We start from the raw sequence: 24,390 nt of genomic DNA, 5'->3' as shown, positions 1-24,390 counted from the left end.
TTCCGATGTATTACTCACCCGTTCGCCACTCGTCAGCGTCCGAAGACCTGTTACCGTTCGACTTGCATGTGTAAGGCATGCCGCCAGCGTTCAATCTGAGCCAGGATCAAACTCTACAGTTCGATCTTGAATTTAAAGTCTTTCGACTAACTCATAAAAACGGAATTGAAGTGAACTTCACTTCTATTCTCATGAGCGTTTTTTGGCTTCAAAGAGCCGAGTTCCAAAGAACTTGGCTGTTCGCCTCAAACGCCCACGCTTATCGGCTGTATATTTTTAAGGATCGAAGCGAAGAATTTCTTCCTTGCTTCTGACTTGCTGCGATCAGCGAAGCCTTGAATTCTAGCACAGTTTTTAGCGTCGTTGCAATCAAATTTCTTCGATTTTCTCAACACCAGCGATCTGCATCGCTCTCTTCAGCAGAGCCTTGCATTGTAGCACGTTTTTTCGTGCTGTCTACAAGACTTTTCTGACTCATCGCTGTCTGCAAGGCAGTGTGGCGACGAGGGATCGAACTATAGCATGGGTTTTTACCGATGGCGTGAAATTCGTGAACTTCCCTTCAAGTTGCCAAAGCAACCGAGACCACGCCCTTCGCCATCGGCCCGTAGCCTGCCCTAGCGGGCAGGCTACGGGCGTGAGGCCTTGCCGCCTGTGCCAGGAATCGGGCCCGCATAGATAATGCGCGCACGATGGCATTGATTACTTTGTTAGACGCCCAACTGGCGTTCGGGCATGTGGCGCTTCTCGACCACGCCCAGTTTTCCCTGGAGAGCGGCGAACGTGTGGGCCTGATCGGTCGCAACGGCGCAGGGAAGTCCTCTTTGTTGAAGATTCTTGGCGGACTGGCCAAGGCCGATGACGGCCAGGTCCAGACGCAGTCCGGTATCCGCATTACTTATGTGGCGCAGGAGCCGGTGCTTGTGCCCGAGCAGACAATCTTCGAGTCGGCATCCGCCGGCATAGCCGAGGTGATTGCCGTGCGCGACCGCTACCTGGCTGGCGCCGAGGGCGAGGATCTCGATGCGCTGCAGTCCCAGATCGAGGCCTATGACGCCTGGAACTGGGAGCAGCGCGTGGAGGAGACTCTGCAGCGGCTGCACCTCGATCCCGAAGCCGTGGTGGGCACCCTGTCCGGCGGGATGAAGAAGCGCGTGGCACTGGCCCAGGCCCTGGTGGCGAGACCCGATGTACTGCTGCTGGATGAGCCGACCAACCACCTGGATCTTGACGCCATCGAGTGGCTGGAAGAGTTGCTACTGAACTTCAAGGGCAGCGTAGTGACCATTACGCACGATCGATCCTTCCTGGATCGGGTTTCCACGCGCATCGTGGAGCTGGATCGTGGAACGCTGCGCTCGTATCCCGGCAATTTCGTCCAGTACCAGCAGACCAAGGAGGATCAGCTGGCCCAGGAGGCCGTGATCAATGCCAAGGCCGACAAGCTGCTGGCCCAGGAAGAGGTCTGGATCCGCAAGGGCGTGGAAGCCCGCCGCACGCGCAGCCAGAGCCGCATCGGCCGGCTTGAGCAGTTGCGGGCCAACCGCGCTGCCCGCCGCGAGGTGCTGGGTGGCGTGAAGATGGACATTGCGTCGGGCCGAGGCGACGGCTACCAGGGCAAGATCGTGGCCGAGCTGACGGATGTGGCCAAGTCCTTTGGCGACAAGAACATCGTCTCCCACTTCACCGCCACCATTTTGCGCGGAGACAAGGTGGGCCTGATCGGACCCAACGGCGCAGGCAAGACGACGCTGCTCAAGATGATTCTGGGCGAACTGGCACCTGACAGCGGCCAGGTGCGGCTGGGGGCGAATCTGCAGGTGGCGTACTTCGACCAGATGCGTCACCAGATCGACATGGATGCCACGCTGGAGGACTTCATCAGCCCCGGCAGCGAGTGGATCGAGATCGGCAGCCAGAAGAAGCACGTGAAGAGCTATCTGTCGGATTTCCTGTTCTCTCCGGCGCGCGCCCATTCCCCCGTTCGCTCGCTGTCTGGCGGGGAGCGCAACCGCCTGCTGCTGGCCCGGCTGTTTGCCCGGCCCGCGAATGTGCTGGTGCTGGACGAGCCGACCAACGATCTCGATATCGAGACGCTGGAAATGCTGGAAGACCTGCTGCAGAACTACGACGGCACCGTTTTTCTGGTCAGCCATGACCGCAGTTTCCTGGACAACGTGGTCACCAGCACCATCGCCTGGGAAGGCCCGGGCCAATGGCGCGAATATGAAGGCGGCGTGCAGGACTGGCTGGATCAGTCCCGCCGCAGCCGCGATCTGGCCGAGGCCGCGCAGCCCAAGCCATCCAAGGAAGAGGCCAAGCCCGTTGCGGCACGCAGCGACGGCAAGCCCAAGCGCAAGCTCAGCTACAAGGAGCAGCGTGAGCTCGATCAGTTGCCCGAAAGCATTGCAGCGCTGGAGGCAGAGCAGAAGTCCATTCGGGAAGCCTTGGCCGATGGTTCGCTGTATGCCAGCGACAATTCCCGCGCCGTTCAGTTGCATCAGCGCGATGGCGAGATCGATGAGCAGCTGATGGAGGCGCTGGAGCGCTGGAGCGCACTGTCGGAGTGAGCTTTCTTCGGACGAAAAAAAAGAGCGCATGGCGCTCTTTTTTCATGGGTGCCGCCAGGACCGGCCGTTGCACTCAAATGCGGTGGTGAACCTGGTCCGAACCTATGCGCAGCTTGCCCAGCAAGGCGGAGGCGATCTGGTTGAGGGGCAGCACCTCGTCGGCCGCACCATGGGCGATGGCCTCGCGCGGCATGCCGAAGACGATGCAGCTGGCTTCGTCCTGCACGAAGTTGTAGCTGCCCGCATCGCGCATTTCACGCATGGCGACCGCGCCATCGGCCCCCATGCCGGTGAGCATGATGCCGTAGGCGTTGCGGCCCGCACAGGCCGCCACCGACTTGAAAAGCACCTCGACCGAAGGCTTGTGGCGATTCACGGGCGGGCTGTCATCCACCACGGCGACATAGTTGGCACCGCTGCGCTGCACGGAGAAATGCTTGCCGCCCGGTGCGATGTAGGCGTGGCCGGGCAGCAGCCGCTCGCCCTGCTGTGCTTCCTTCACGGTCATCTGGCACAGGCTGTTGAGCCGGGCCGCGAAGCTGGTGGTGAAGCCCGGCGGCATGTGCTGGGTGATGACGATGGCCGGGCAGTCGGCCGGCAGATGGGTGAGCACTTCACGGATGGCCTCCGTGCCGCCGGTGGAGGCACCGATGGCAATCAGCTTTTCCGTGGACAGCCGCCCCAGCAGCGACGCCGGTGCAGCCTGGCGCGGCGCGCTCATGCCAGCCGAGGCGGAGACCGGCGCCACCGCGCTGCCGGTGGCGGGAGCCGCACTGCGCGGAGCGACCGGCAGGCGCCGGACCTGGGCCACGGCAGCAACGCGGATCTTGTCCACGATCTGCGCGGCCAGCTCCTGCAGGCCGTTGGACACGCCCACGCGCGGCTTGGCCACGAAGTCGATGGCGCCCAGCTCCAGCGCGCGCATGGTGACCTCGGCGCCGCGTTCGGTCAGCGTGGAGATCATGACCACCGGCATGGGGCGCAGCCGCATGAGCCGGCCCAGGAAGTCGATGCCATCCATGCGGGGCATTTCCACATCGAGCGTGATCACGTCGGGATTCATCTCGCGGATCATTTCGCGTGCGATCAGCGGATCGTTGGCCGAGCCGATGCATTCCATGTCGTGCTGGCGATTGATGATCTCGGACAGCAGACTGCGCACCAGCGCAGAGTCGTCCACCACGATCACCCTGATTTTCCTGTCCATTCCTTTGAACCTTCCTCAAAACAGGTCGACCGAGCCGCCTGCCGTATTGCGTGCCACGACGGCTGCATTGCCGCGCGTGAATTCCTGCTGTACCAGCTCCTCCGGATGGGCATGTGCCAGGCGCTTGACCATGGCCTTGCCGCTGGCGGGGAAGAACACCACCTTGCGCGGGTAGATGTCCAGCACATCCTCCGAGACGATGGGGATGCGTTCGGTCTGCAGGTACTGCGTGACGAAGGCGGTATTGCGTTCGCCCACGTTCATGGTGGTGAAGTTGTGCATCACCTGGCCGCCGCCGAAGATCTTGGCCTGCAAAGACTCGCGCCGTGCGCCGAGCTTGAGCATTTCGTTGATCAGCAATTCCATGGCGTACGAGCCGTAGCGGCCCGACGCATCGGCGGAGTCGCCGTCGGGCAGCATGAAATGGTTCATGCCGCCCACGCGCATGGTGCGGTCCCAGATGCAGGCCGAGATGCACGAGCCCAGCACGGTGACCAGGATCACGTCCTCGTTGGAGACGAAGTATTCGCCCGGCAGCACCTTGACGGCGTTGTGCTGGAAATGCGGGTCGTAGTAGAAGAACGACGCCTCGCCGGGGTAGCGCTGCTGGCGCTTGAGCTGCTCCAGCGAGGAGCGCGGCACCGGGTCGCCCGGCGCCGGGTAGTCCGCAGCGGTATAGCTGTTGATGCGCGGCGTGCGGCGGCGCTCCGAAGGCGGCGGGGGCGGTGCGAAGGCGGAGCGGTCTCCGATCATGGGAAGACCCCCTTGTGTGCGGCAGGACCTGCGTCAGCGGCGCTCATAGACCGTCTTCCCCTTGAGCGTGAACAGATCGCGCGAGTCGCTGAAGTTCTCGGCATGTCCGACGAACAGCAGGCCCCCGGGCTTCATGACGCGGTGGATGCGCTCCAGCACGCGGCGCTGCGTGGCCGCATCGAAGTAGATCATCACGTTGCGGCAGAAGACCACGTCGAAGGGATCGCGGAACGGCCAATCGTCACGGATCAGATTGACGTTGAGAAACTCCACCAGGCGGCGCAGCTCGGGCTTGACGCGCACCAGGCCCGCATTGCCGGCCTTGCCCCGCAGGAAGAAGCGGTGCAGGCGCTCGGCGCTCATGCCCTTGATGCTTTCGGCGCGATAGACACCGGCCGACGCCGTGTCCAGCACACGCGAGTCGATGTCGCTGGCCTGCAACTGGAAGCTGGGCGTGGCGCCCAGCACTTCCAGGGCCGTCATGACGATGGAGTAAGGCTCTTCCCCGGTCGAGGCCGCGTTGCACCAGACCTTCCAGGCCGTGCCGGCCGGCTTGCTGCGCAGATGCTGGGCAAAGATCTCGAAATGGTGCTGCTCTCGAAAGAACGCGGTGAGATTGGTGGTCAGCGCGTTCACGAACTCCTGCCACTCCACGCCATCGGACTGGGACTCCAGCCAGTCCAGGTAGGTGGCAAAGCTGTCGTAGCCCGTCTCGCGCAGGCGCCGCGACAGGCGGCTGTAGACCATGGCGTGCTTGCCATCGTGCAGGCTGATGCCGGCACGCTGGTAGATCAGCGCCTGCACGCGGGCGAAGTCCCGCGACGACCATTCGAATTCGCGCCCCTGGGCCAGGGGCCCGTTGGCTGCCCCGTCGTCGGCGACGGGGCGCGCGGCCAGTGCCGCATTGGAAGAACCGGATCGCATGAGGGCGCTCAGTGCAAGAACGGGTCTCAGTCGGCCGAAGCGACCAGGCCCATGTCCACGTTGTTCATGAGCTTTTCGATGTCCAGCAGGATGAGCATGCGCTCGCCCACCGAACCCAGGCCCAGGATGCAGCCGCTGTCGATGGCGCTTTCGATGTCCGGCGCGGGGCGCACGGCTTCGGGAGCCAGCTCCATCACGTCGCTGACCGAGTCCACCACGATGCCCACCACGCGGTTGCGCAGGTTCAGGATGATGACGACGGTGAAGCTGTTGTATTCGACCTGGGAGCAGTTGAACTTCAGGCGCATGTCCACGATGGGCACGATGGTGCCGCGCAGATTCACCACGCCCTTGATGAACTCCGGCGCATTGGCGATGCGCGTGGGCGGCTCGTAGCCGCGGATTTCCTGCACCTTCAGAATGTCGATGCCGTATTCCTCCTGGTCCAGGCGGAAGGTCAGGTACTCGCGCGCGCCGGTGGCGACGCCTGCAGTCTTAGCGATCACGCTCATTGCTCAGCTCCTCAACTGTCGGGCCCGCGCCGTGGTGGCGAAAGCCATGGTTTTTGGCGGCGCGCAGGCTCTGCCTGCGGCTCCGTCGTTTGTCGTCAGGTATCCCTGTCCCATTCAGTGGCGCGCGCGGCGCACCAGCGCACCCGTGTCCAGAATCAGCGCCACCGTGCCATCGCCCAGGATGGTGGCGCCCGAAACGTTGGGCACCTTGCGATAGTTCGATTCCAGGTTCTTGACCACCACCTGGTGCTGGCCCAGCAGCTCGTCGACCAGCAGGGCCACGCGGCTGCCGTCGGACTCGACCACCACCATGATGTTGCTGGACTGGCTGGTGTCGCTGCGCGGCACACGGAAGGTCTTTTCCAGCGCGAACACGGGCATGTACTCGTCACGCACCTTGACCAGTTGCGTGCCGTTGGCCACGGTGTTGACGTCCTCTTCCTTGACCAGGAAGGACTCGACCACCGAGGACAGCGGCAGGATGTAGACCTCGTCGCTGACGCCCACCGACATGCCGTCCATGATGGCCAGGGTCAGCGGCAGGCGAACGGCCACGCGCATGCCCTTGCCCTGGTTGGACTCGATCTCCACCGAGCCGCCCAGCGCCGCGATGTTGCGCTTGACCACGTCCATGCCCACGCCGCGCCCGGACACGTCGGTCACCACATCGGCCGTGGAGAAGCCCGGCGCGAAGATCAGCTGCCAGACATCCTGATCGGGCATGCTGTCCGAGACATCCATGCCGCGCTCGCGGGCCTTCTTGAGAATCTTCTCGCGGTTCATGCCGCGGCCGTCGTCGCGCACCTCGATGACGATGGAGCCGCCCTGATGGGAGGCTGCCAGCGTCAGCGTGCCATGCTCGGACTTGCCAGCGGCCAGGCGCTCCTCGGGCATTTCGATGCCGTGGTCCACGCTGTTGCGCACCAGATGGGTCAGCGGGTCGGTGATCTTCTCGACCAGGCCCTTGTCCAGTTCGGTGGCTTCGCCCAGAGTGATCAGGTCGATCTTCTTGCCCAGCTTGCCGGCCAGGTCGCGCAGCATGCGCGGGAAGCGGCTGAACACGGTGGACATGGGAATCATGCGGATGGACATCACCGATTCCTGCAGGTCGCGCGTATTGCGGTCCAGATCGGCCAGGCCCGCCAGCAGTTGCTGGTAGGCCGATGCATCCAGCCCGTGGCTGTTTTGCGCCAGCATGGCCTGGGTGATGACCAGCTCGCCCACCAGGTTGATGAGCTGATCGACCTTGGCCACCGACACACGGATGCTGGTCGACTCCATCTGCGCCTGCTGCGCCTGGGCAGCCGTCTTGGCAGCAGGCTTGGCCGCGGCACCGGCCGGCTGGATGGCCAGCGCGCCGTCGGCCTGGGGCATGCCGGGTGCACCGTTGAAGAAGCCGTAGGCCTCTTCGGCGGGCGGAATGGCGGCCGAGGCCAGGGCGGCGTCGGGATCGTGCGCGGCATGCTCTTCGGCGACGGGGGCTTCGGCCACCTGCACCGCTTCGGTTGCAGGAGCGGCCCCGGCCGCCTCATCGGCTGCCGTGATGCGAACCTGCTCCTTGGCCACGTGGAAGGCGAACAGATCGAGCAGGTCGTCGTCGGTGGACGAGGTCTGCACGGCAAAGAGGCGGCTTTGCGGCTGATCGCAGGCCAGGTCCTCGATGCGGCCCAGGCCGGGAATGTCGCGGAACAGTTCCTTGATGGCCTCGGCCATCTCCAGACGCTCCAGCGGACCGATCAGGATGTGCAGCGAACGGCCGCCACTGGCGGGTGCCGTTCCCACGGCGCCGCCCGATACGGGCGCGGCAGGCGCGGGCGCCTCGACCGGCGCTGCCACGGGAGCAGGCGCCGGTGCCGGTGCAGCGGCCGGGGCGGCTGTTGCAGGCACGGCACTGCGGCCTTCTGCCAGCATCTCGATGCGCGCCACCAGATCCGTGGTGGACAGGGCCTCGCCCTCGTTGCCGGCCTGGTGGCGTGCCAGCAGGCTGCGGCTGGCATCGGCCGACTCCAGCAGCACGTCGACCATTTCCGGAATCGGTGTGATCTCATGCCGGCGCAGCCGGTCGAGCAGCGACTCCATGCGGTGCGTCAGCTCGGTCACATCGGCAAAGCCGAAGGTGGCCGCGCCGCCCTTGATCGAGTGCGCGCAACGGAAAATGCCGTTGAGCTCCTCGTCGTTGGCCGCCGACAGATCCAGATTCAGCAGCATCTGCTCCATCTGGTCGAGGTTCTCGGCCGCTTCTTCGAAGAAGATTTGATAGAACTGGCTCAGGTCGAAGTCTGCGCCCGCTCCTGCCCCATCCTGGTGTAGATCCGCCATCTTTGGTCCTGCTGTTTCCTGTTGCCCGTACTTATCGGCTCAACGCATTACTTTCTGAATGACTTCGATCAAACGGTTCGGATCGAAGGGCTTGACCAGCCAGCCCGTGGCGCCCGCAGCGCGTCCGGCCTGCTTCATCTGGTCGCTGGATTCGGTGGTGAGAATGAGAATGGGCGTGTTCTGGAACTTCGGGTTTTCGCGCAGCTTGCGCGTCAGGCCGATGCCATCGAGGCGCGGCATGTTCTGGTCGGCCAGCACCAGATCGACTTGTTCGAGCTGGGCCTTTTCGAGCGCATCCACGCCGTCCACGGCCTCCACGACGCGAAATCCCGCTCCTGCGAGGGTGAACGCCACCATCTTTCGCATCGAGGGGGAATCATCAACAGCCAGAATCGATCGCATGTATAGCTCCAACAGACGGGCAATAAAAGGTGGATGGGTGCATGGTCAGCGGTCAGAACAGTTCGACCGAGCCGGCATCCATCTCGCTTTGCGTGACGGGATTGGGCCGGTCGGGTATCGCCGGCAGGCCCAGGGAATCGTCCTCTCCCTCGTCCACACCCATGGTGGCTGCGGCCAACTGGAACGCGCAGCCTTGCAAAATCTTCGTAATATGGGCGATCAGTTGGGAGGACATGTCGTGAAACTGCAACTCGGTCACCGCCAGCCTCAACGTGGACCGGGCGGCATCGAGCTGGGGCAAGGCGGCTAGCGCCTCGCCGGCCAGCTGGCCATGGGTCTCGTCGAAACGGTCCAGCAGGTTCTGCGTTGCGTGATTGAGAAGGCCTTCCAGGCGCTGCAGATCGCGCATCGCCACCAGCAAGGCATCCTGCAGGTCTGCGGCCACCATGACGGGCATGGGGACGGCAGGCTCGCCCGAAGGCTTGTGCATTGACTGCATTGTTACTCCACCACCAGCGTTTCAGCCCAACGTGCGCCGTGCCTTGCAGCACGGCCAACCCTTGTCAATCGTTCACGGGAATGCCGCGCATCCCTTGGTGTACACGACCATTTGCATTTATGTTCCAAAATGTATCTCATGATAGCGCCCCCGGGGATGCCAGACCACCGCACAAGCCCTTGCGCATACTGCACATTGAGGATTCGGCCGCTGACCAGGCGCTGGCGCGGCTGAGCCTGCTGCGCGGCGGGCTGGTCTGCGAGATTGTCGTGGTCGACACGCTCGATGATGCCGCAGCTGCGCTGCACAACCAGGCATTCGACCTCATCCTGGCCGACTACCACCTGCCCGGCTTCACGGCGCTGGATGCCTGGGAGCTGGTTCGCCGCCAGCCCGGGCATCCGCCCTTCGTGCTGCTGTCCGGCGCCATCGGCGAGTCGGCCGCCGTGGATGTGATGCGCGAGGGCATCAGCGACTATCTGCTCAAGGACCACATCACGCGCCTGCCCCATGTGGTCTCGCATGCGCTGGAAGTGCACGAGGCCCGCCTGGCACGCCGGCGCGCGGCGGCCGAACTGGCGGCGTCCGAGCGGCGCCTGGCCGACCTGACCGAGCACCTGCAGACCTCCACCGAGCGCGAGCGCGCCAGCATCGCCCGCGAGATCCACGATGACATCGGCGGCTCGCTGACCTCGGTGAAGTTCGACGTGGCCTGGATCGCGCGCAATGCGCCCGAGGGCGGGCTGCGCGAGCATGCGCTGGCTGCGCTGGAGATGCTGGAGCACGCGCTGGGCGCCAGCCAGCGCATCATGATGAACCTGCGCCCGCCCGTGCTGGACCAGGGACTGGTGGCCGCCGTCCAGTGGCTGGCCGAGAATTTCGAGCGCCGCACGGGCGTGCCCACCCGTGTGCGCAGCAGCCGCGAAAGCATGGACATCGCGCCCGACATCCAGGTCGTGGCCTACCGCACGGCCCAGGAGGCGCTGACCAACGTCGGCAAATATGCCCAGGCGCGCCATGTGGACATCGATCTCTCCGACCGCGAAGGTTTTCTCACGCTGGAGGTGACGGACGACGGCGTGGGCCTGGCCGACGGCGCCCGCGACAAGCCCGAATCCTTCGGCCTGCGCGGTCTGGGCGAGCGCGCGCGCACCGTTCGGGGCTGGCTGGATGTCAGCAGTCAAGCCGGACGCGGAACCTCGGTCATCGTCTCCATTCCGCTGGACGATGGCGGCGCTTGCCCTAATATCCCGGGCAATGAATGCTGAACGCCATGGCGGCGTGACCCTTTTTCCAGGAGGCCGACTTTGATCCACGTGGTGCTGTGCGACGACCATGCGGTGCTGCGCCGGGGCATCCGCGACACCCTGGCCGAGGCAGTGGACATCAGCGTCACCGCAGAAGCAGGCAGCTATGCCGAGCTGCGTGAGCAGCTGCGCACCGCCGCCTGCGACGTGCTGCTGCTGGACATCAACATGCCCGGCCGCAGCGGCCTGGAGGCCCTGGCCAGCGTGCGCGAGACCCATCCGCTGATCAAGGTGCTCATGGTCTCCATGTACCCCGAGGACCAGTACGCGCTGCGCTGCCTCAAGGCGGGCGCCCAGGGATATGCCAACAAGGCGGGCGATCCGATGCTGCTGATCGAGGCCGTGCGCACGGTGGCCACGGGCCGCAAGTACCTGACGTCCGAAGTGGCCCAGATGCTGGCCGACAGCCTGGCCCAGCCCGCACCCCAGGTGCCGCATGAAAGCCTGTCCGAGCGCGAGCTGCAGACGCTGATCAAGATCGCGGCCGGGCAGCGGCTGACCGACATTGCCACCGAGCTGATGCTCAGCCCCAAGACCGTCAGCGTCTACCGGGCGCGCGTGCTGGAAAAACTGCAGATGAGCAGCAACGCCGAACTCACGGCCTACGCCATCCACAACCAGCTGATCTGAGGCTTTTGCGGCCGCCAGAGCGGAAAATCTGTTGTTTTTCACAACTGCTTACATTGAGGTGCCAAACACCGCGATGCCGCGCTGCAGCAAGGCGACCAGGGGCTGCTCGAGCAGCGGCAGCGTGGCCATCAATCCCGTCAGGCCCACGGTGAGCGTGACCGGGAAGCCCACGGCATAGATGTTCATCTGCGGTGCCACGCGCGAAATGATGCCCAGCACCAGGTTCACGAACAGCAGCATGGCGACCATGGGCAGGGCGATCCAGAAGGCGCTGGCAAAGACCGCCGCCCCCATCTCGTGCAGCCGCATCTGGTTGATGGCCTGCAGGAAGCTGCCGTCCACAGGAAACGCCTCGTAACTCTTGAGCACGGCCATCAGCACCAGCAGGTGTCCGTTGATGACGATGAACAGCAGCGTGGAAATCTGGACCATGAAGCGCGCCACGGCGCTGAGCTGGGCATTGGTCGTGGGATCGAAGAAGCTGGCGAAGTTCAGGCCCATCTGCAGGCCGACCACCTCGCCAGCCACCTCCACGGCGGCAAACACCAGGCGCACGGCAAAGCCCACGGCCAGTCCCACGCCGACCTGCTGTATCAGCGTCCCCAGCGCCTGCGGCGAGTTGATGCCGATCACGGGCTGATCGCCCAGCACGGGCTGCGCGCACACCGCGACCAGGAAGGCCAGGCCGATCTTCAGCCGCATGGGAATGACGCGCTGCGAGAACACGGGAGCCACGGAAAACATGGCCAGCACGCGCAGAAACGGCCAGAGAACTGGCGACAGCCAGGCCACCAGTTGGGCTTCGCTGAAGGTGATCACGGCGGCGTTTCCTGCGCGCGGCGAAGGGCTCAGCCCACCGCCTGCGGAATGGTCTCTATGGTGCGGCGGATGAAATCCACCAGCGTGCTCAGCATCCACGGACCGGCAATGGCAAACACCAGCACGGCGGAGATGAGCTTGGGCACGAAGGCCAGCGTGGCCTCATGCACCTGGGTCACCGCCTGGAAGACACTGACGGCCAGGCCCACGGCCAGCACCACGCCCAGCACGGGCATGGAGATCATGAGCAGCAAGGTCAGTGCCTCGCGGCCGAAGGTGAGCACGTATTGGGAGGTCATGGAAGGATTTCCAATAAAACGGGACTAGACGGCGAAGCTGGCCGCCAGCGATCCGATGAGCAGGTTCCAGCCATCGGCCAGCACGAAGAGCATGAGCTTGAACGGCAGGGCCACCAGCACGGGCGACAGCATCATCATGCCCAGCGACATCAGGATCGAGGACACGACCATGTCGATGACCAGGAAGGGGATGAAGATCATGAAGCCGATCTGGAACGCCGTCTTCAGCTCGCTGGTCACGAAGGCCGGCACCAGCACGCGCAGCGGCGCGGTCTCTGCGGTGACGCCGGCTTCGAGCTTGGCCAGGCGCGCGAACAGCGCAAAGTCCGACTGGCGCGTCTGCTTGAGCATGAAGTCGCGCATGGGCGCCTCGGCCTTTTCAATGGCCTGCTCGAAGGTCGCGGCATTCGTGGTGTAGGGCACATAGGCCTCCTGGTACACGCGGTCCAGGGTGGGTCCCATGACGAACAGCGTCAGGAACAGCGACAGGCCGATGATCACCTGGTTGGGCGGCGCCGACTGCGTGCCCAGCGCCTGGCGCATCAGCGACAGCACGATGACGATGCGGGTGAAGCCCGTCATCATCAAAAGGATGGCCGGCAGGAACGACAGCGCCGTGAAGAACAGCAGGGTCTGGATGGGCACCGAAAAACTGGTGCCACCGCTGCCCTGGCCGATGACCAGCGGCAGGCTGGCGGGCGCGCCCTGCGCCCAGGAGGCCAGGGGCGTGGCGCAGCACAGCGCCAGCGCTGCGGCGCCGGCGGCCTGGCTCAGCGTGCGCGCCGGGCGCTTGCAGGAATATTCAGACATTCGCACCGTCCGCAGGCAGGCTGCGCGCTTGCGCCATCGCAGCCGAAAAATCAGCAGGGGCCGGGGCCTGCAGCACATGCAGGCACTGGATGCTTTGCGCCGTGACGCCCAGCACCAGCCGCACGGTCTGCGCGCCCTCGCCCACTTCTACCGTCACCACCCGCTGCTGCGGGCCCACGCCCACGGCGCCCAGCACCCGCGACTGCAGGCCGGCTGCGCCACGCAGCGCAGCCGTGCGCTGCTGAAAGCGGCGCAGCAGCCAGGGCAGAGCAGCCATGGCCGTGACCAGGGCCACGACCGTGAGCAGGGTCGGCCACAGCGGGCCCATGCCGGCGCTCTCAGCCACGGCTGACCCGGCGCAGGCGCTCGGACGGCGTGACCACGTCGGTCAGGCGGATACCGAACTTGTCGTTGACCACCACCACCTCGCCCTGGGCGATCAGGTAGCCGTTGACCAGCACGTCCATGGGCTCGCCGGCCAGTGCGTCGAGTTCGACCACCGAGCCCTGGGCCAGCTGCAGGATGTACTTGATCGGCACCTTGGTGCGGCCCAGTTCCACCGACAGCTGCACCGGGATGTCCAGCACCATGTTGATGTCGTTGACCGGCACGTCGCCGCCACCGGCGTAGGGGCGCACGGGCTCGCCCGTCAGCGGGCCGCCCTGTTCCGCCTCCAGCTTGGCGTCGCGCTCGCGCTGCTCGTCCAATGCCTCTGCCCATCCCGAGAACGGATCGTCGCCAGCGGGCTTTTGCGTGTCTTCAGTTGCCATTGTTTTCTCCCATCCAGCCAGCATCGGCACCGCGCAGGCAGTGCTCGACACGGATTGCATACTTGTCGTTGTGAGTGCCGTACTGGCACTCGAAAATCGGAACGCCGCCGATGGAGGCGCGGATCAGCGGCTCGCGGTCGAGTTCGATGAAATCGCCGGGGCGCATGGCCAGCAGCTGCTCCACCGTGGCGTCGGCGCGCGCCAATTCGGCCACCAGGGTCACCTCGGCGGCCTGGATTTCGCGCTTGAGCACCTTGACCCAGCGGCGGTCCACTTCAATGGAGTCGCCCTGCGTGGAGGAGTACAGGACATCACGGATGGGCTCCAGCGTCGCATAGGGCATGCAGATGTGGATGGAGCCCGAGATGTCGCCGATCTCCAGCTGGAAGGCCGTGGACACGACGATTTCGCTGGGGGTGGCAATGTTGGCGAACTGCGGCTGCATCTCCGAGCGCTGGTAGCCCAGCTCCAGCGGATAGATGCCGTGCCAGGCCTTCTTGTATTCCTCGCAGATCACGTTGACCAGGCGGTTGATCACGCGCTGCTCGGTGTGCGAGAAATCCCGCCCTTCGATGCGCGTCTGCAGCCGGCCCGTGCCGCCGTACAGCGTGTCGATGACGCCGAACACCAGCGAGGGATCGCAGACCACCAGGCCGCTGCCGCGCAGCGGGCGGATGGCGACGATGTTGAAGTTGGTGGGCACCACCAGCTCGCGCAGGAAGGCGCTGTAGCGCTGCACCGACACCGTGCCCACCGACACCTCGGGGCTGCGGCGGATGAAGTTGAACAGGCCGATGCGGAAGTTGCGGGCAAAGCGCTCGTTGACGATCTCCATCGTCGGCATGCGCCCGCGCACGATGCGCTCCTGGCTGGAGATGTCGTACTGGCGGATGATGCCCGCCTCGACCTCCTCGGTCGTGGATTTCTGGCTCTCGCCGGTCACGCCCTCCAAAAGGGCATCGACTTCTTCCTGGGAGAGAAACGAATCGCTCATGGCGCCTTGCCTCCCCGGTTACTGAATGATGAAGCTGGAGAACAGCACGCGGCGCACGGGGTTCTTGCCAGGGGAGCGGCGGCGCTCGCCATCTTCGTCCTCTGCATCCTCGTCGCGGCTGCGCTTCTTGGCCTTGGCCTGGTTGCCGTAGCCCAGCGGTGCGGACACTTCGTTGAGCACGTCGGCAGCCAGGCGTTCCTTGCCGTCGCGCTCCAGCAACTCCTCGGCCGTGCGCTGGGACACCAGCATCAGGATGCCGTTGCGGATGCTGGGCAGGTACTGCTTGACCGTAGTGGCCGTCTTCTCGTCGGCCAGCTCCAGCGTGATGCCGATCTGCACGAAGCGGTCGCCGCCCGGGTCGGACAGATTGACCACCAGGCTGTCCAGCGGCAGGAAGGTGGGAACCGTGACGGCCGCCTTGCTGGAGCCGCCCTCCTCCTCATCGGCATTGCTGTGCCGCTTGGACAGCAGGATGAAGGCAGCGGCCGCGCCTATGGCCAGGACGGCGATGATGACGATCAGCACGATCAGCTTCTTGCCCTTGGCCGGGGCGGGAGCTGCATTGTTGGCGGCATTGGGTGTGGCAGACACTGGAATTCCTCTGGGTGAGCGGGACCGCCACGCGCTCGCGCATCATGCGCGGCGCCATGACGCAGCAGGCCCATGGCAGGAATTATTCGGCGATTGGACCTCGGGCCATGGCCTGAATAAGCGCATGAAACCCCGGTTTCTCGCTGGCTTGATGGCCCCCAAACGCCACAGGCCGGGCAGCTTGTCGCCACCCGGCCTGTTCTGAAAACCCGGAAAACGGCGCATGCGCCGCCCCGCAAGAAGCGCAGGAAGAATCAGACGAACAGATCCACCCCGCCTGCCGCCGCGCGGCCACCAGCCTGTGCGGCACCATTGCCGCCCGTGACGCCGGCGGCATCGACCATGGCGCTCACGCGGCCCTGGCGCGCCTGGGCATCCGCGCCCTGGCGGCCCCCCGCCTCGCCATTGCCGGACTGGCCACCCGCGTCCACGCTGACGCCGGCCAGTTGCAGGCCCTGGGCCTGCAGCAGCTCGCGCAGCTGGTCGGCACCGTTGCCCAGCCATTCGCGCGCCTGGGATTCGCTGGCGCCAAAGCGCACATGGGCCTCGTTGCCCTGCAGGCTGACCTGCACCTGGATGGCCTTGCCCTCATGCTCGACAGACAGCGAGGCGTTCTGGCTCTTGTTGTGCACCCAGAAGGCCACCTGCTCGGACACCTGCTGCTCGCGCTCGGTGGAGTTGCCCGGCTGTGCCTGGGCATCGGGCTGGGCCAAGGCTGCGCCATTGTGTCCGGCGGCCTGCTGTCCCAGGGACTGGCCGGCGTGGGCCGCGCCCACGGCGGCTGCAACCCCATGCAATCCGTTGGCGGCAGACTCTGTGGAGCCGGTGCCACCTTCGCGGGCCCGCTCGAACAGGCCGCGCCATTCCGCGGGCCGCACCGCCGCCATGCCGTTGAGCGCAATGCCCGACGCCAGGGCCGCGTCCTGCCGCACGCCGGGCGCCAGCGCCTGGGGTGTGTGCTCATGCGTGGCCTGGGCTGCAGATGCCGTGCGCGCTGCGGCGGCCGTCAGCGCCGTATCGGACTGCACGGCGGCCAGCACATCGGCCGCCTGTGTCTGTGCCTGGGCGCCCTGGCGCGCAGCGGTATCGGCGGGCGTGCCGGCTGCAGCGGCATCCACTGCGCCAGCCAGCGCCGCCGTGTTGGCGTTCGCGGCCAGCGCCGCGCCTGCGGCATCGCCCGCTGCAGGTTGCGGCGCCATGAAGGCGGCATGCGCCACCACGCCCTGCTCCTGGCGCAAGGCCAGCATGGCGGCACTGCCCCGGCCAGACAACCAGTCGCCCGCCACGCCCTGCAGCATGTCGCGGTCGCCCTTGCCATCGAGGTGGGCGGTCTGCCCGACCAGGCTGAGCCAGGGCGCCTGGCCGTTGGCGGCCAGCAGCATGGCATCGGCCTGCGCGGAAGTGGCCATATCGGCCGTCTCCGCCTGGGGCTGCAGCGGCAATTGCGTCTGCAGCAGCCCCTGCGCCAGGCCGGACAGGTCAGCCGGATCCTTCAGGCTGCCCTGAATTGCACCCTTGAGGCTGGCCAGTGCGCCGGCCCCCTCATCGCCGAGGACCTGGCCCAGGTCCGGCAGTCCGCCAATGCCATCCATGGCGGCCAGCAGCGAGGAAAAGCCTGCGGCCTGCTCATTGGACGGCGGCTGCGCCGCGCGCGCGGAACGCACGCCCTCCATGGTGCGCTGCATGGCGCTGCGCGCGTCGGCGCGCTGTTCGATCTGGTTGGTGGACATGCGTCAAGCCTCCTGGAATGTCAGCCCGAAGCTGCGGCGGAAAAACTGGATGGCCGCACGTTCGTCGGTTTCCTTTTGCTCGCGGCGCATCTGGCCCAGCGCCAGGTCGCGGCGGCGCACCTCGACCACCTTGCGCAGGCTGCTGACCCGCAGCTCGCAGGCCATCAAGGCCTTTTGCGCGGCCTCCAGGCGGATGGCCAGGTCGGCCAACACCCGTGTCTGCAGGCCGATGGCGTGCTGCAGGCGGTCCATGAACTGGTATTGGTGGAACATGACTTCGGGCTGCACGGACTGGTTCTGCTGCACGCCCCAACGTGCCTGCATTTCCTGCACGTAGTGCTGCAGCTGGTCCATCTGCGCCTGCGCCGCCTGCTGCGAGCGCTGACGCTCCTGCACCGCCTGGCGCGCCTCGTCACGCTTGCGCGACGCGGCATCGATGGCCACCATCAAGGCATTCAAGGACGACATACCGGGTTTTCCTCCCTGTGTTCGCTGTTGCGTTATCTCAGTGCCGCGTCACCGCATCACTGACCACCGAGCGCGGCGGCCATGCCCGAGATGCTCTCGTCCATGGAAGCCGACTCGAACATGCTTTGCTGCAGAAAGGCCGCCATGGCCGGCTGCAGCCGTATCGCCTCGTCCATCTGCGGGTCCGAGCCCGCCATGTAGGCTCCGACCTGGACCAGGTCCCGGCCCTTCTGGTAGCGCGAATAGACAGCGCGAAAGCGCCGCGCCAGCTCGAAGTGCTCGCGCGAGGCCACGTTGTGCATCACGCGCGAGGCCGATTGCTCGATGTCGATGGCCGGGTAGTGGCCCGACTCGGCCAGCGCCCGCGACAGCACGACGTGGCCGTCCAGAATGGCGCGCGCCGCGTCGGCAATCGGGTCCTGCTGGTCGTCGCCTTCGGACAGCACGGTGTAGAAGGCCGTGATCGAGCCCACGCCGTTGAGGCCGTTGCCGCTGCGCTCGACCAGGGCCGGCAGCTTGGCAAAGCACGACGGCGGATAGCCCTTGGTGGCCGGTGGCTCGCCAATGGCCAGCGCGATCTCGCGCTGGGCCATGGCATAGCGGGTGAGCGAGTCCATGAGCAGCAGCACATGCTGGCCCTTGTCGCGGAAATGCTCGGCAATGGCCGTGGCGTAGGCGGCACCCTGCATGCGCAGCAGCGGCGGCGCATCGGCCGGCGCGGCCACCACCACGGCGCGGCTGCGGTCCTGTGCGCCGAGGATGTCCTCGACGAACTCCTTGACCTCCCGGCCGCGTTCACCGATCAGGCCGACGACGATCACGTCCGCCTGGGTGTAGCGCGCCATCATGCCCAGCAGCACGGACTTGCCCACGCCCGAGCCTGCGAACAGGCCCAGCCGCTGGCCCCGGCCCACGGTGAGCAGGGCGTTGAGCGAGCGCACGCCGGTGTCCAGCGTCTCGCGCACCGGGTCGCGGTCCATGGCGTTGATGGGGTTGCGGTCCAGCAGATCGGCCGTGACGTCGGCCAGCGGCCCGCCATGGTCCAGCGGCTGCCCCTGCGAATCCACGACACGGCCCAGCAGGCCGCTGCCGATGGGCAGGCGCAACACGCCGGCCGCCATGGACACGGGCTCTTCAGGACCGTCGCCAAAGCGCAGCGGGGCGACAAAGGGTTCGGCCGGCGTCACGATGGCGCCGCTGGACAGCCCCTGGATGTCGCCCGCAGGCATCAGGAACGCACGCTCGCCGGCAAAGCCGACGACTTCGGCCAGCACCGGGTCCTGGCCTGCCTGGCGTATCCAGCATTGCGAGCCCACCGGCACCTGCAGGCCCGTGGCCTCCAGCACCAGGCCGGTCAGGCGCGTGAGCGTGCCGTGGGTTTCCAGCGGAATGTCGCTGTGCAGGCGGGCGCGGGCATTGGACAGCAGCTGCTGCCAGGGCTTGCCGGCATCGGCCAGGGAGGCATCAACCGGCATCGCGTTCTCCGTCATACCAGGTGGAGACCAAGCCCAGCGCGGCCACGGCGCGGCGCCAGCGCTTGTCCATGCCGGCATCGACCTGGGCACCGCCCGATTCCACGCGCACATCGCCCTGGGCCACGCCAGCGTCGCTGATCCACTGCACCTTGGACTGGGCGCCATGCTCGGCGCGCAGCGCCTCGTCCAGCACGGCGAAGTCGGCAGGGTTCAGGCGCACGGTGGCGGCGCGGCCGTCGGAGGCCAGCATGTCCAGCGCCTCGCGCACCACGGGCAGCAGGGCCTGGGGCTGGCTGCGCAGCTCCTGGCGGACCACCTGGCGCGCGATGTCGCAGGCCAGGTTCAGCAATTCCTGCGCCGCATCCGCCTGCAGCTGCTTGAAGCCGGCGTCCAGGCCGGACAGCAGCGCGTCCACGCGCTGCGCCGTCTCTCGGCCCGTGCCGGAGACATAGTCATCCATGTGCTGCTGCCACTGCTGCCGGGCTTCCTGACGGCCTTGCTCCAGGCCCTCGGCATGGCCTTCGGCGCGTGCCTGCTCCAGCAATTCATGCAGCCGCTCCTCGTCCACGGCGGGGGTGGATGCCGCCGTGCCTGGCGCGTCGGCGTCGACATCCAGCACCATGGAATCGGCGTCCAGCCGGGGCGCATCGGAGCGCCCGGGCAGCGACAGGCTGTGGAAGCCGGACGAGGAAGCGGGTGTGCGCGCCATGCCGGCGCCACCGGGTGCAGCCTGTGCATCGGGGGCGCCCTGAATGTTCGGCAGGCCGGGCAGGCTTTGCAGCCCGCCCATGTGGTCCACGGCACCAAAGCGCCACTGCACCACCTGGCGCTCGTCAATCTCCTCGGAGGGAATGAAGCGCGAATTCATCCCACTAGACATAGCTGTCCTCCGCGCCGCTGCCGATGGTGATCTGGCCTTCTTCGGCCAGACGGCGCACCACCTTCAGGATTTCCTTTTGCTGCGCTTCCACTTCGGACAGGCGCATCGGGCCGCGGCCTTCCAGGTCCTCGCGCAGCGACTCGGCCGCACGCATGGACATGTTGGCCAGGATCTTGTCGCGCACTTCCATCGAACCGCCCTTGAGCGCGATGATCAGCGTCTCGGACACCACTTCGCGCAGCACCAGCTGCACCGAGCGATCGTCCAGTTTGACCAGGTCGTCGAACACGAACATCTTGTCCATGATCTTCTGGGCCAGGTCCGGGTCGTAGTTGCGGATGGTGTCCAGCACGGCCACGTCGGCATTGCCGCCGAGGTTGTTGATCATCTCGGCCGCCGTCTTGACGCCGCCCAGCGAGGTCTTGCGGATCTTGTCGCCACCGGCCAACACCTGGAACAGCACTTCGTTGAGGTCCTTGAGCGCGGTCGGCTGAATGCCTTCCAGCGTGGCCACGCGCAGCATGACTTCGCTGCGAAAGCGTTCGGGCAGCTGCATCAGCACGGCAGCAGCCTGCTCGTGCTCCAGGTGCACCAGGATGGCAGCCACGATCTGCGGATGCTCGCCGCGCAGCAGTTCGGCCACCGACAGCGGGTCCATCCACTTCAGGCTTTCGATGCCGGAGACATCGCCGCCCTGCAGGATGCGGTCGATCAGCAGCGCGGCCTTGTCGTCGCCCAGGGCGCGCTTGAGCACCGAGCGCACATAGCCGCTGGCGTCGTCCACCAGCAGGCTTTGCGCGGCCGCGTCATCGGCAAAGCGGTTGATGACGAAGTCCACCTTCTCGCGCGAGACGCCGCGCATGTGCGCAATGGTCTCGCCGAGCTTTTGCACTTCCTTGGGTGTGAGGTGCTTGAACACCTCGGCCGCTTCCTCCTCGCCCAGGGAGACCAGCAAGATGGCGGCGTCGTTCAGGCCTCGTTCGTCCATATCTCAGCAATCCGTGTTTGGCAGGCTCAGGTGGCCTCGCCGTTGATCCAGGTCTTGACGATGTTGGCCACCGCGATCGGGTTCTGCTTGGCCAGTTGGCGCGCCTGCTCCAGGCGCACCTGCTCCTGTGTGGGAGACAGATCGACAGCGGGTCCGGCCAGCGCCGGACGGTCCAGTTGCTCGCCCTCGATGGCATTGAGCTGACCGCCCACGGCAGCCGTCTTGCGGCCCTTGAGCATGGGTCGCACCAGGCCCAGCAGCAAGATGGCGCCGAACAGGGCCAGGCCGATGGGCACGCCCAGGCTGCGGGCCATGTCCAGCACTTCGGGCTGGCGCCACAGCGGCACCTCGGCCGGCGCTTCGTCCTGCACAAAGGGTGTGCTGACCAGGTTGACGGAGTCACCGCGCTCGGCGCTGTAGCCCACGGTCTCGCGCACCAGGGTCAGCAGTTGCGCCTGCTGCGCCGCCGTCAGGCCGCGCGCTGCGGCGGCAACGGTGGCGGCATCGGTGGCGCCACCGGCTGCATTCGGCGCAGCGGCCGCCACCAGGGGCGCATTGATGACCACGGCGGCCGTCAGGCGCTTGATGCTGCCCGTGCTGCCGCGTGTGTGGCGCACGGTCTTGTCCACTTCGTAGTTGGTGATGGACTCGCGCTTGCTGGCAGAGCGCACGGCGTTCTGTCCATCGGCCGCCTGGGGTGCGGGATTGGCGCCATTGACCGGCGCGGACGCGTTCTGGGGCGGCTGGTTGCTGGTGGCGCCGGGGATGCCGGTGGGCTGGGGCGGCTTTTGCTCGCCCGTGCTCTCCACCACCTGCTGGCTGCGCACCACGCCCGCGTCGGAGGACTGGTTGGGGCGGTGCTGCTCCGAGGTCGATTCGGTCTGGCTGAAATCCATCTCGGCCGAGACCTGGGCCTTCACATTGTTCTTGCCGACCACAGGCTCCAGGATATCCAGGATGCGGCGCACGTACTGCTGCTCGATCTGCTGGGTGTAGTTCAGCTGCTGCATGTCCACGGCGTTGGCGTTGCCGTCGGGCGACTGCGACAGCAGCTTGCCCGAATCGTCGAGGATGCTCACGGCCGTGGGCGCCATCTCGGGCACGCTGGAGGCCACCAGGTGCACGATGCCCGCGATCTGCGTGCGGTCCAGCACGCGGCCGGGGTACAGGCTCAGCAGCACCGAGGCCGAAGGCTTTTGCTGCTCGCGGAAAAAGCCGTTCTGATTGGGCAGGGCCAGATGCACGCGTGCGCTTTGCACGGCGGCCAGGGCCTGGATGGAGCGCGTCAGCTCGCCTTCGAGGCCGCGCTGGAAATTCAGGCGTTCCTGGAACTGGGTGATGCCGAACTTGCTGTTTTCCATCAGCTCGAAGCCCGTCACCGAACCCTTGGGCAGGCCCTGGGTGGCCAGCTTCAGGCGCACATCGTGCACGCGGTCGGACGGGATGAGGATGGCGCCGCCGCCTTCCGTGTAGCGGTATGGCACGTTCATCTGCGACAGCTGGGCGACGATGGCGCCACCATCCTTGTCGCTCAGATTGGAGAACAGCACCTTGTAGTCCGGCTGGCGGTAGAACATGGCCGCCGCCCCCACGGCGACAACCAGCAGCACGGCGATCGCGCCCCAACGCAGGCGCTGGCCACGGTCCATGGCCGTCCAGCGCTGCTGCAGGGCAGGCTGGGGGACGGGAGTGGCTTGGGGGACAGGGATTTCAGCGACAGCAGACATCTTGGTTCCAGGTGTTCGAGCCCTGCACACACAGGACCCTAGCGTGCTGTCGATTATTCGAAGTCCGCCGCTTCACATTCGCCCGATAAGCGCGCCGTTTGACCTTCTATTTGCCCGGATGCGAAAACCCTGCCGACCTACGATCTCGTCATCTTGCTAACTCCGATGGAATGTGTCATGGACCTTCGCATCCCCAGTACCACCTCTCCCCTGTACGGCACCCAGCTCCCCAAAGGCGTGGGCGCAGGCGACGCATCGACCAAAGTGGCGGCTGGCGGCTTCAGCCAGGCCCTTCAAGGCGCGCTGCAGTCCGTCAGTTCAGCCCAGAACCACTCCAGCCAGCTGCAGCGTGAAGTGCAGCTGGAGAACCCGGCCGTCAGCCTCGAAGAAACCATGATCGCCATGCAAAAGGCACAGATCGGCTTCCAGGCCACGATGCAGGTGCGCAACCGGCTCGTGCAGGCCTATACCGACGTGATGAACATGCAGGTCTGAGGACGTCCGGCCCCGGCCGGACCCTCTTTGCCCACCCAAACCGCAGACCGCAGACCGCAGACCGAACAGCATTTGCGCGCACCATCGCATGGCTGCGTCTTTCCGGCACGCGCAGGATCCGGCCTTCTTCAAGGCGTTGTTCCGCTTTCGCCGAACCGGGCCTTTGCCCACCCTCCCCATTCCTGGCCGCCCGTCACCGCACGGCCCAAAGCCCCCCGTCTTTTTCAGCAAGCGTGACCTCCTCCCGCGCATGGAGGGTCGCCTGCCGATGCGCAGCCCTGCCTGCACCGGCCGGCAGGCGCGTCACGCCGACGCCACCCCGGAAAAGACAAAACCCTCGGGCACGCGTGCCGGAGGGTTGATCAGGACAGGAAAAAAGGAAGACGGAGGCTGCTTCAGCTGGCCGAGTGGTAGATGCGCGCCTTGCCCGGTCCGGCGTGAGGGTTTCCATACAGGTCACGTCCATACGTGGCCTGGTCCGAAGCCTGGGGAATCAGCGCCGCCGCCTGGTGCTGGGCCACCACCGCCATGCGCGCCAGCTGGTCGCGCTGCATGGCCATCTGCTCGCCCAGAGCCTGGGCGCGCTCGCGCAGCTCCTGCGTCCAGTCGGCCGAGCTGAAGCGGCGGGCCAGTTCGGAAAACGCCGCCATGGCATCGCGCAGCCGGGTACTGGACTGCTCCAGCGCGACCGCATCCTTCGATTGCAGCGAGGCGGACACCATCCGGACCACCGCGTCCAGGGAATCGAGCATCTCGCTGAGAGTCATGGGACAGGCCTTGCTGAAAAAAGAAAGCGCGTGCTCGCGCCGGAAGGAAAAAACCGAGAAAGAACCGAACCCGCGCTCAGACGCGCGAGTGCGAGAGGAACTCCTCGGAGTTGGCCAGCAGCTTGTCGGCCACGGCGTCGGCGTTCACGCGGAAGGTGCCGTTGGCAATGGCTTCGCGGATTTCCTTGACGCGGTTGGCATCGAAGTCGGCGGTGGCACGACCAGTTTGGTCCAGTGCGCGGGCCGAGTTCGAGAACGACACGGGAACACCGGCCGCCTTGGCAGGCTGGGCCTGTGCGGAGGATTCCTCGCTGGCAATGGCGCTGGCTGTCTTGGGCTGCTTGGCGGCGGCCTGGGAGGCAGCGGCGGGCAGTTCCGGTTTTTGACCTATCTTCATCTTGATTCTCCAATCGCCCTGGCGGCGTAAGGCGCTGTGCCTAGCTTTCGACTGCCT

26 protein-coding genes and 1 rRNA gene are annotated in these 24,390 nt (G+C 66.0%); 4 read left to right on the top strand and 23 right to left on the bottom strand.

The window, feature by feature from the left end; all coding sequences use genetic code 11:
- Positions 1-122 (bottom strand): 16S ribosomal RNA (locus HFGMBDPB_RS29255); the annotation flags it as partial.
- A 570-nt stretch (positions 123-692) separates the two neighbouring features.
- Between HFGMBDPB_RS29255 and HFGMBDPB_RS29250 the strand changes: the two genes are divergently transcribed.
- Positions 693-2,570 (top strand): ATP-binding cassette domain-containing protein, encoded by a 1,878-nt coding sequence (locus HFGMBDPB_RS29250; protein ID WP_016449337.1) that lies wholly within the window; start codon positions 693-695, stop codon positions 2,568-2,570.
- A gap of 73 nt (positions 2,571-2,643) precedes the next feature.
- Here the strand turns inward: HFGMBDPB_RS29250 and HFGMBDPB_RS29245 are convergent, their stop codons facing one another.
- The 7 genes from HFGMBDPB_RS29245 to HFGMBDPB_RS29215 form a co-directional block, all read right to left on the bottom strand.
- Positions 2,644-3,777 carry a protein-glutamate methylesterase/protein-glutamine glutaminase gene (locus HFGMBDPB_RS29245; protein ID WP_034366524.1) on the bottom strand — a complete coding sequence of 378 codons (1,134 nt, stop codon included), beginning with the start codon at positions 3,775-3,777 and terminating at the stop codon, positions 2,644-2,646.
- 15 nt (positions 3,778-3,792) lie between these two features.
- Entirely contained in the window at positions 3,793-4,530 is a 738-nt protein-coding gene (gene cheD, locus HFGMBDPB_RS29240) for a chemoreceptor glutamine deamidase CheD (RefSeq protein WP_016449335.1), read from the bottom strand.
- A gap of 33 nt (positions 4,531-4,563) precedes the next feature.
- Complete coding sequence (locus HFGMBDPB_RS29235; RefSeq protein ID WP_016449334.1) at positions 4,564-5,454, bottom strand: CheR family methyltransferase; 891 nt, start codon at positions 5,452-5,454, stop codon at positions 4,564-4,566.
- A gap of 26 nt (positions 5,455-5,480) precedes the next feature.
- Positions 5,481-5,966 (bottom strand): chemotaxis protein CheW, encoded by a 486-nt coding sequence (locus tag HFGMBDPB_RS29230; RefSeq protein ID WP_016449333.1) that lies wholly within the window; start codon positions 5,964-5,966, stop codon positions 5,481-5,483.
- 114 nt (positions 5,967-6,080) lie between these two features.
- A complete protein-coding gene (locus HFGMBDPB_RS29225; RefSeq protein ID WP_212646776.1) occupies positions 6,081-8,285 on the bottom strand; it encodes a chemotaxis protein CheW in 2,205 nt (734 codons plus the stop codon).
- A 39-nt stretch (positions 8,286-8,324) separates the two neighbouring features.
- Positions 8,325-8,687: a response regulator gene (locus HFGMBDPB_RS29220; protein ID WP_016449331.1), complete on the bottom strand. Its 363-nt coding sequence runs from the start codon at positions 8,685-8,687 to the stop codon at positions 8,325-8,327.
- Between the two features lie 52 nt (positions 8,688-8,739).
- Positions 8,740-9,186, bottom strand: a complete 447-nt coding sequence (locus HFGMBDPB_RS29215; RefSeq protein ID WP_016449330.1) for a hypothetical protein — start codon at positions 9,184-9,186, stop codon at positions 8,740-8,742.
- A 119-nt stretch (positions 9,187-9,305) separates the two neighbouring features.
- Here HFGMBDPB_RS29215 and HFGMBDPB_RS29210 point away from each other — a divergent pair, with 119 nt between their 5' ends.
- Both HFGMBDPB_RS29210 and HFGMBDPB_RS29205 read left to right on the top strand, forming a co-directional pair.
- On the top strand, positions 9,306-10,454 hold the full coding sequence (locus HFGMBDPB_RS29210; protein WP_016449329.1) for a hybrid sensor histidine kinase/response regulator: 1,149 nt from the start codon (positions 9,306-9,308) through the stop codon (positions 10,452-10,454).
- Positions 10,455-10,493: 39 nt separating this feature from the next.
- Positions 10,494-11,123, top strand: coding sequence for a response regulator (locus tag HFGMBDPB_RS29205; protein WP_016449328.1), 630 nt, complete (start codon positions 10,494-10,496; stop codon positions 11,121-11,123).
- A gap of 48 nt (positions 11,124-11,171) precedes the next feature.
- Here HFGMBDPB_RS29205 and fliR read toward each other — a convergent pair whose 3' ends face one another.
- The 13 genes from fliR to fliF form a co-directional block, all read right to left on the bottom strand.
- Positions 11,172-11,942, bottom strand: a complete 771-nt coding sequence (gene fliR, locus HFGMBDPB_RS29200) for a flagellar biosynthetic protein FliR (protein WP_012202582.1) — start codon at positions 11,940-11,942, stop codon at positions 11,172-11,174.
- A 29-nt stretch (positions 11,943-11,971) separates the two neighbouring features.
- A complete protein-coding gene (fliQ, locus tag HFGMBDPB_RS29195) occupies positions 11,972-12,241 on the bottom strand; it encodes a flagellar biosynthesis protein FliQ (RefSeq protein ID WP_012202581.1) in 270 nt (89 codons plus the stop codon).
- A gap of 24 nt (positions 12,242-12,265) precedes the next feature.
- Positions 12,266-13,051 (bottom strand): flagellar type III secretion system pore protein FliP, encoded by a 786-nt coding sequence (gene fliP, locus HFGMBDPB_RS29190; RefSeq protein ID WP_016449327.1) that lies wholly within the window; start codon positions 13,049-13,051, stop codon positions 12,266-12,268.
- A complete protein-coding gene (locus HFGMBDPB_RS29185; RefSeq protein ID WP_012202579.1) occupies positions 13,044-13,379 on the bottom strand; it encodes a FliO/MopB family protein in 336 nt (111 codons plus the stop codon). The genes fliP and HFGMBDPB_RS29185 overlap by 8 nt, the downstream gene beginning before the upstream one ends.
- Before the next feature lie 10 nt (positions 13,380-13,389).
- Positions 13,390-13,821, bottom strand: coding sequence for a flagellar motor switch protein FliN (gene fliN / locus HFGMBDPB_RS29180; RefSeq protein ID WP_016449326.1), 432 nt, complete (start codon positions 13,819-13,821; stop codon positions 13,390-13,392).
- Entirely contained in the window at positions 13,811-14,815 is a 1,005-nt protein-coding gene (gene fliM / locus HFGMBDPB_RS29175; protein WP_016449325.1) for a flagellar motor switch protein FliM, read from the bottom strand. Before fliM ends, fliN begins: the two co-directional genes overlap by 11 nt.
- A gap of 18 nt (positions 14,816-14,833) precedes the next feature.
- The gene (locus tag HFGMBDPB_RS29170; RefSeq protein WP_016449324.1) at positions 14,834-15,406 is read right to left on the bottom strand and encodes a flagellar basal body-associated FliL family protein; all 573 of its coding nucleotides are present in this window, start codon (positions 15,404-15,406) and stop codon (positions 14,834-14,836) included.
- A gap of 254 nt (positions 15,407-15,660) precedes the next feature.
- The gene (locus HFGMBDPB_RS29165) at positions 15,661-17,136 is read right to left on the bottom strand and encodes a flagellar hook-length control protein FliK (protein ID WP_212646775.1); all 1,476 of its coding nucleotides are present in this window, start codon (positions 17,134-17,136) and stop codon (positions 15,661-15,663) included.
- 3 nt (positions 17,137-17,139) lie between these two features.
- Entirely contained in the window at positions 17,140-17,604 is a 465-nt protein-coding gene (fliJ, locus tag HFGMBDPB_RS29160) for a flagellar export protein FliJ (RefSeq protein WP_016449322.1), read from the bottom strand.
- A 56-nt stretch (positions 17,605-17,660) separates the two neighbouring features.
- Positions 17,661-19,079, bottom strand: coding sequence for a flagellar protein export ATPase FliI (gene fliI / locus HFGMBDPB_RS29155; protein WP_034366515.1), 1,419 nt, complete (start codon positions 19,077-19,079; stop codon positions 17,661-17,663).
- Entirely contained in the window at positions 19,069-19,959 is an 891-nt protein-coding gene (locus HFGMBDPB_RS29150) for a FliH/SctL family protein (protein ID WP_016449320.1), read from the bottom strand. Before HFGMBDPB_RS29150 ends, fliI begins: the two co-directional genes overlap by 11 nt.
- On the bottom strand, positions 19,952-20,947 hold the full coding sequence (fliG, locus tag HFGMBDPB_RS29145; protein ID WP_012202571.1) for a flagellar motor switch protein FliG: 996 nt from the start codon (positions 20,945-20,947) through the stop codon (positions 19,952-19,954). Before fliG ends, HFGMBDPB_RS29150 begins: the two co-directional genes overlap by 8 nt.
- Positions 20,948-20,973: 26 nt before the next feature.
- Complete coding sequence (fliF, locus tag HFGMBDPB_RS29140; RefSeq protein WP_026062017.1) at positions 20,974-22,674, bottom strand: flagellar basal-body MS-ring/collar protein FliF; 1,701 nt, start codon at positions 22,672-22,674, stop codon at positions 20,974-20,976.
- Between the two features lie 177 nt (positions 22,675-22,851).
- On the opposite strand from fliF, the gene fliE reads away from it, so the two are divergent.
- A complete protein-coding gene (fliE, locus tag HFGMBDPB_RS29135) occupies positions 22,852-23,169 on the top strand; it encodes a flagellar hook-basal body complex protein FliE (protein WP_016449318.1) in 318 nt (105 codons plus the stop codon).
- Between the two features lie 395 nt (positions 23,170-23,564).
- On the opposite strand, the gene HFGMBDPB_RS29130 is transcribed toward fliE, so the two are convergent.
- Both HFGMBDPB_RS29130 and flgM read right to left on the bottom strand, forming a co-directional pair.
- Complete coding sequence (locus tag HFGMBDPB_RS29130) at positions 23,565-23,936, bottom strand: hypothetical protein (RefSeq protein WP_212646774.1); 372 nt, start codon at positions 23,934-23,936, stop codon at positions 23,565-23,567.
- A 76-nt stretch (positions 23,937-24,012) separates the two neighbouring features.
- Positions 24,013-24,333, bottom strand: a complete 321-nt coding sequence (flgM, locus tag HFGMBDPB_RS29125; protein ID WP_016449316.1) for a flagellar biosynthesis anti-sigma factor FlgM — start codon at positions 24,331-24,333, stop codon at positions 24,013-24,015.
- Positions 24,334-24,390 lie beyond the last annotated feature (57 nt).

The sequence above is a fragment of the Delftia sp. PE138 genome (genome assembly GCF_018320755.1).
GTDB classification, from domain to species: Bacteria; Pseudomonadota; Gammaproteobacteria; order Burkholderiales; family Burkholderiaceae_C; genus Comamonas; species Comamonas tsuruhatensis.
Note: the sequence above shows the minus strand (reverse complement) of the source record. Positions and strands in the feature narration are given on the sequence as shown.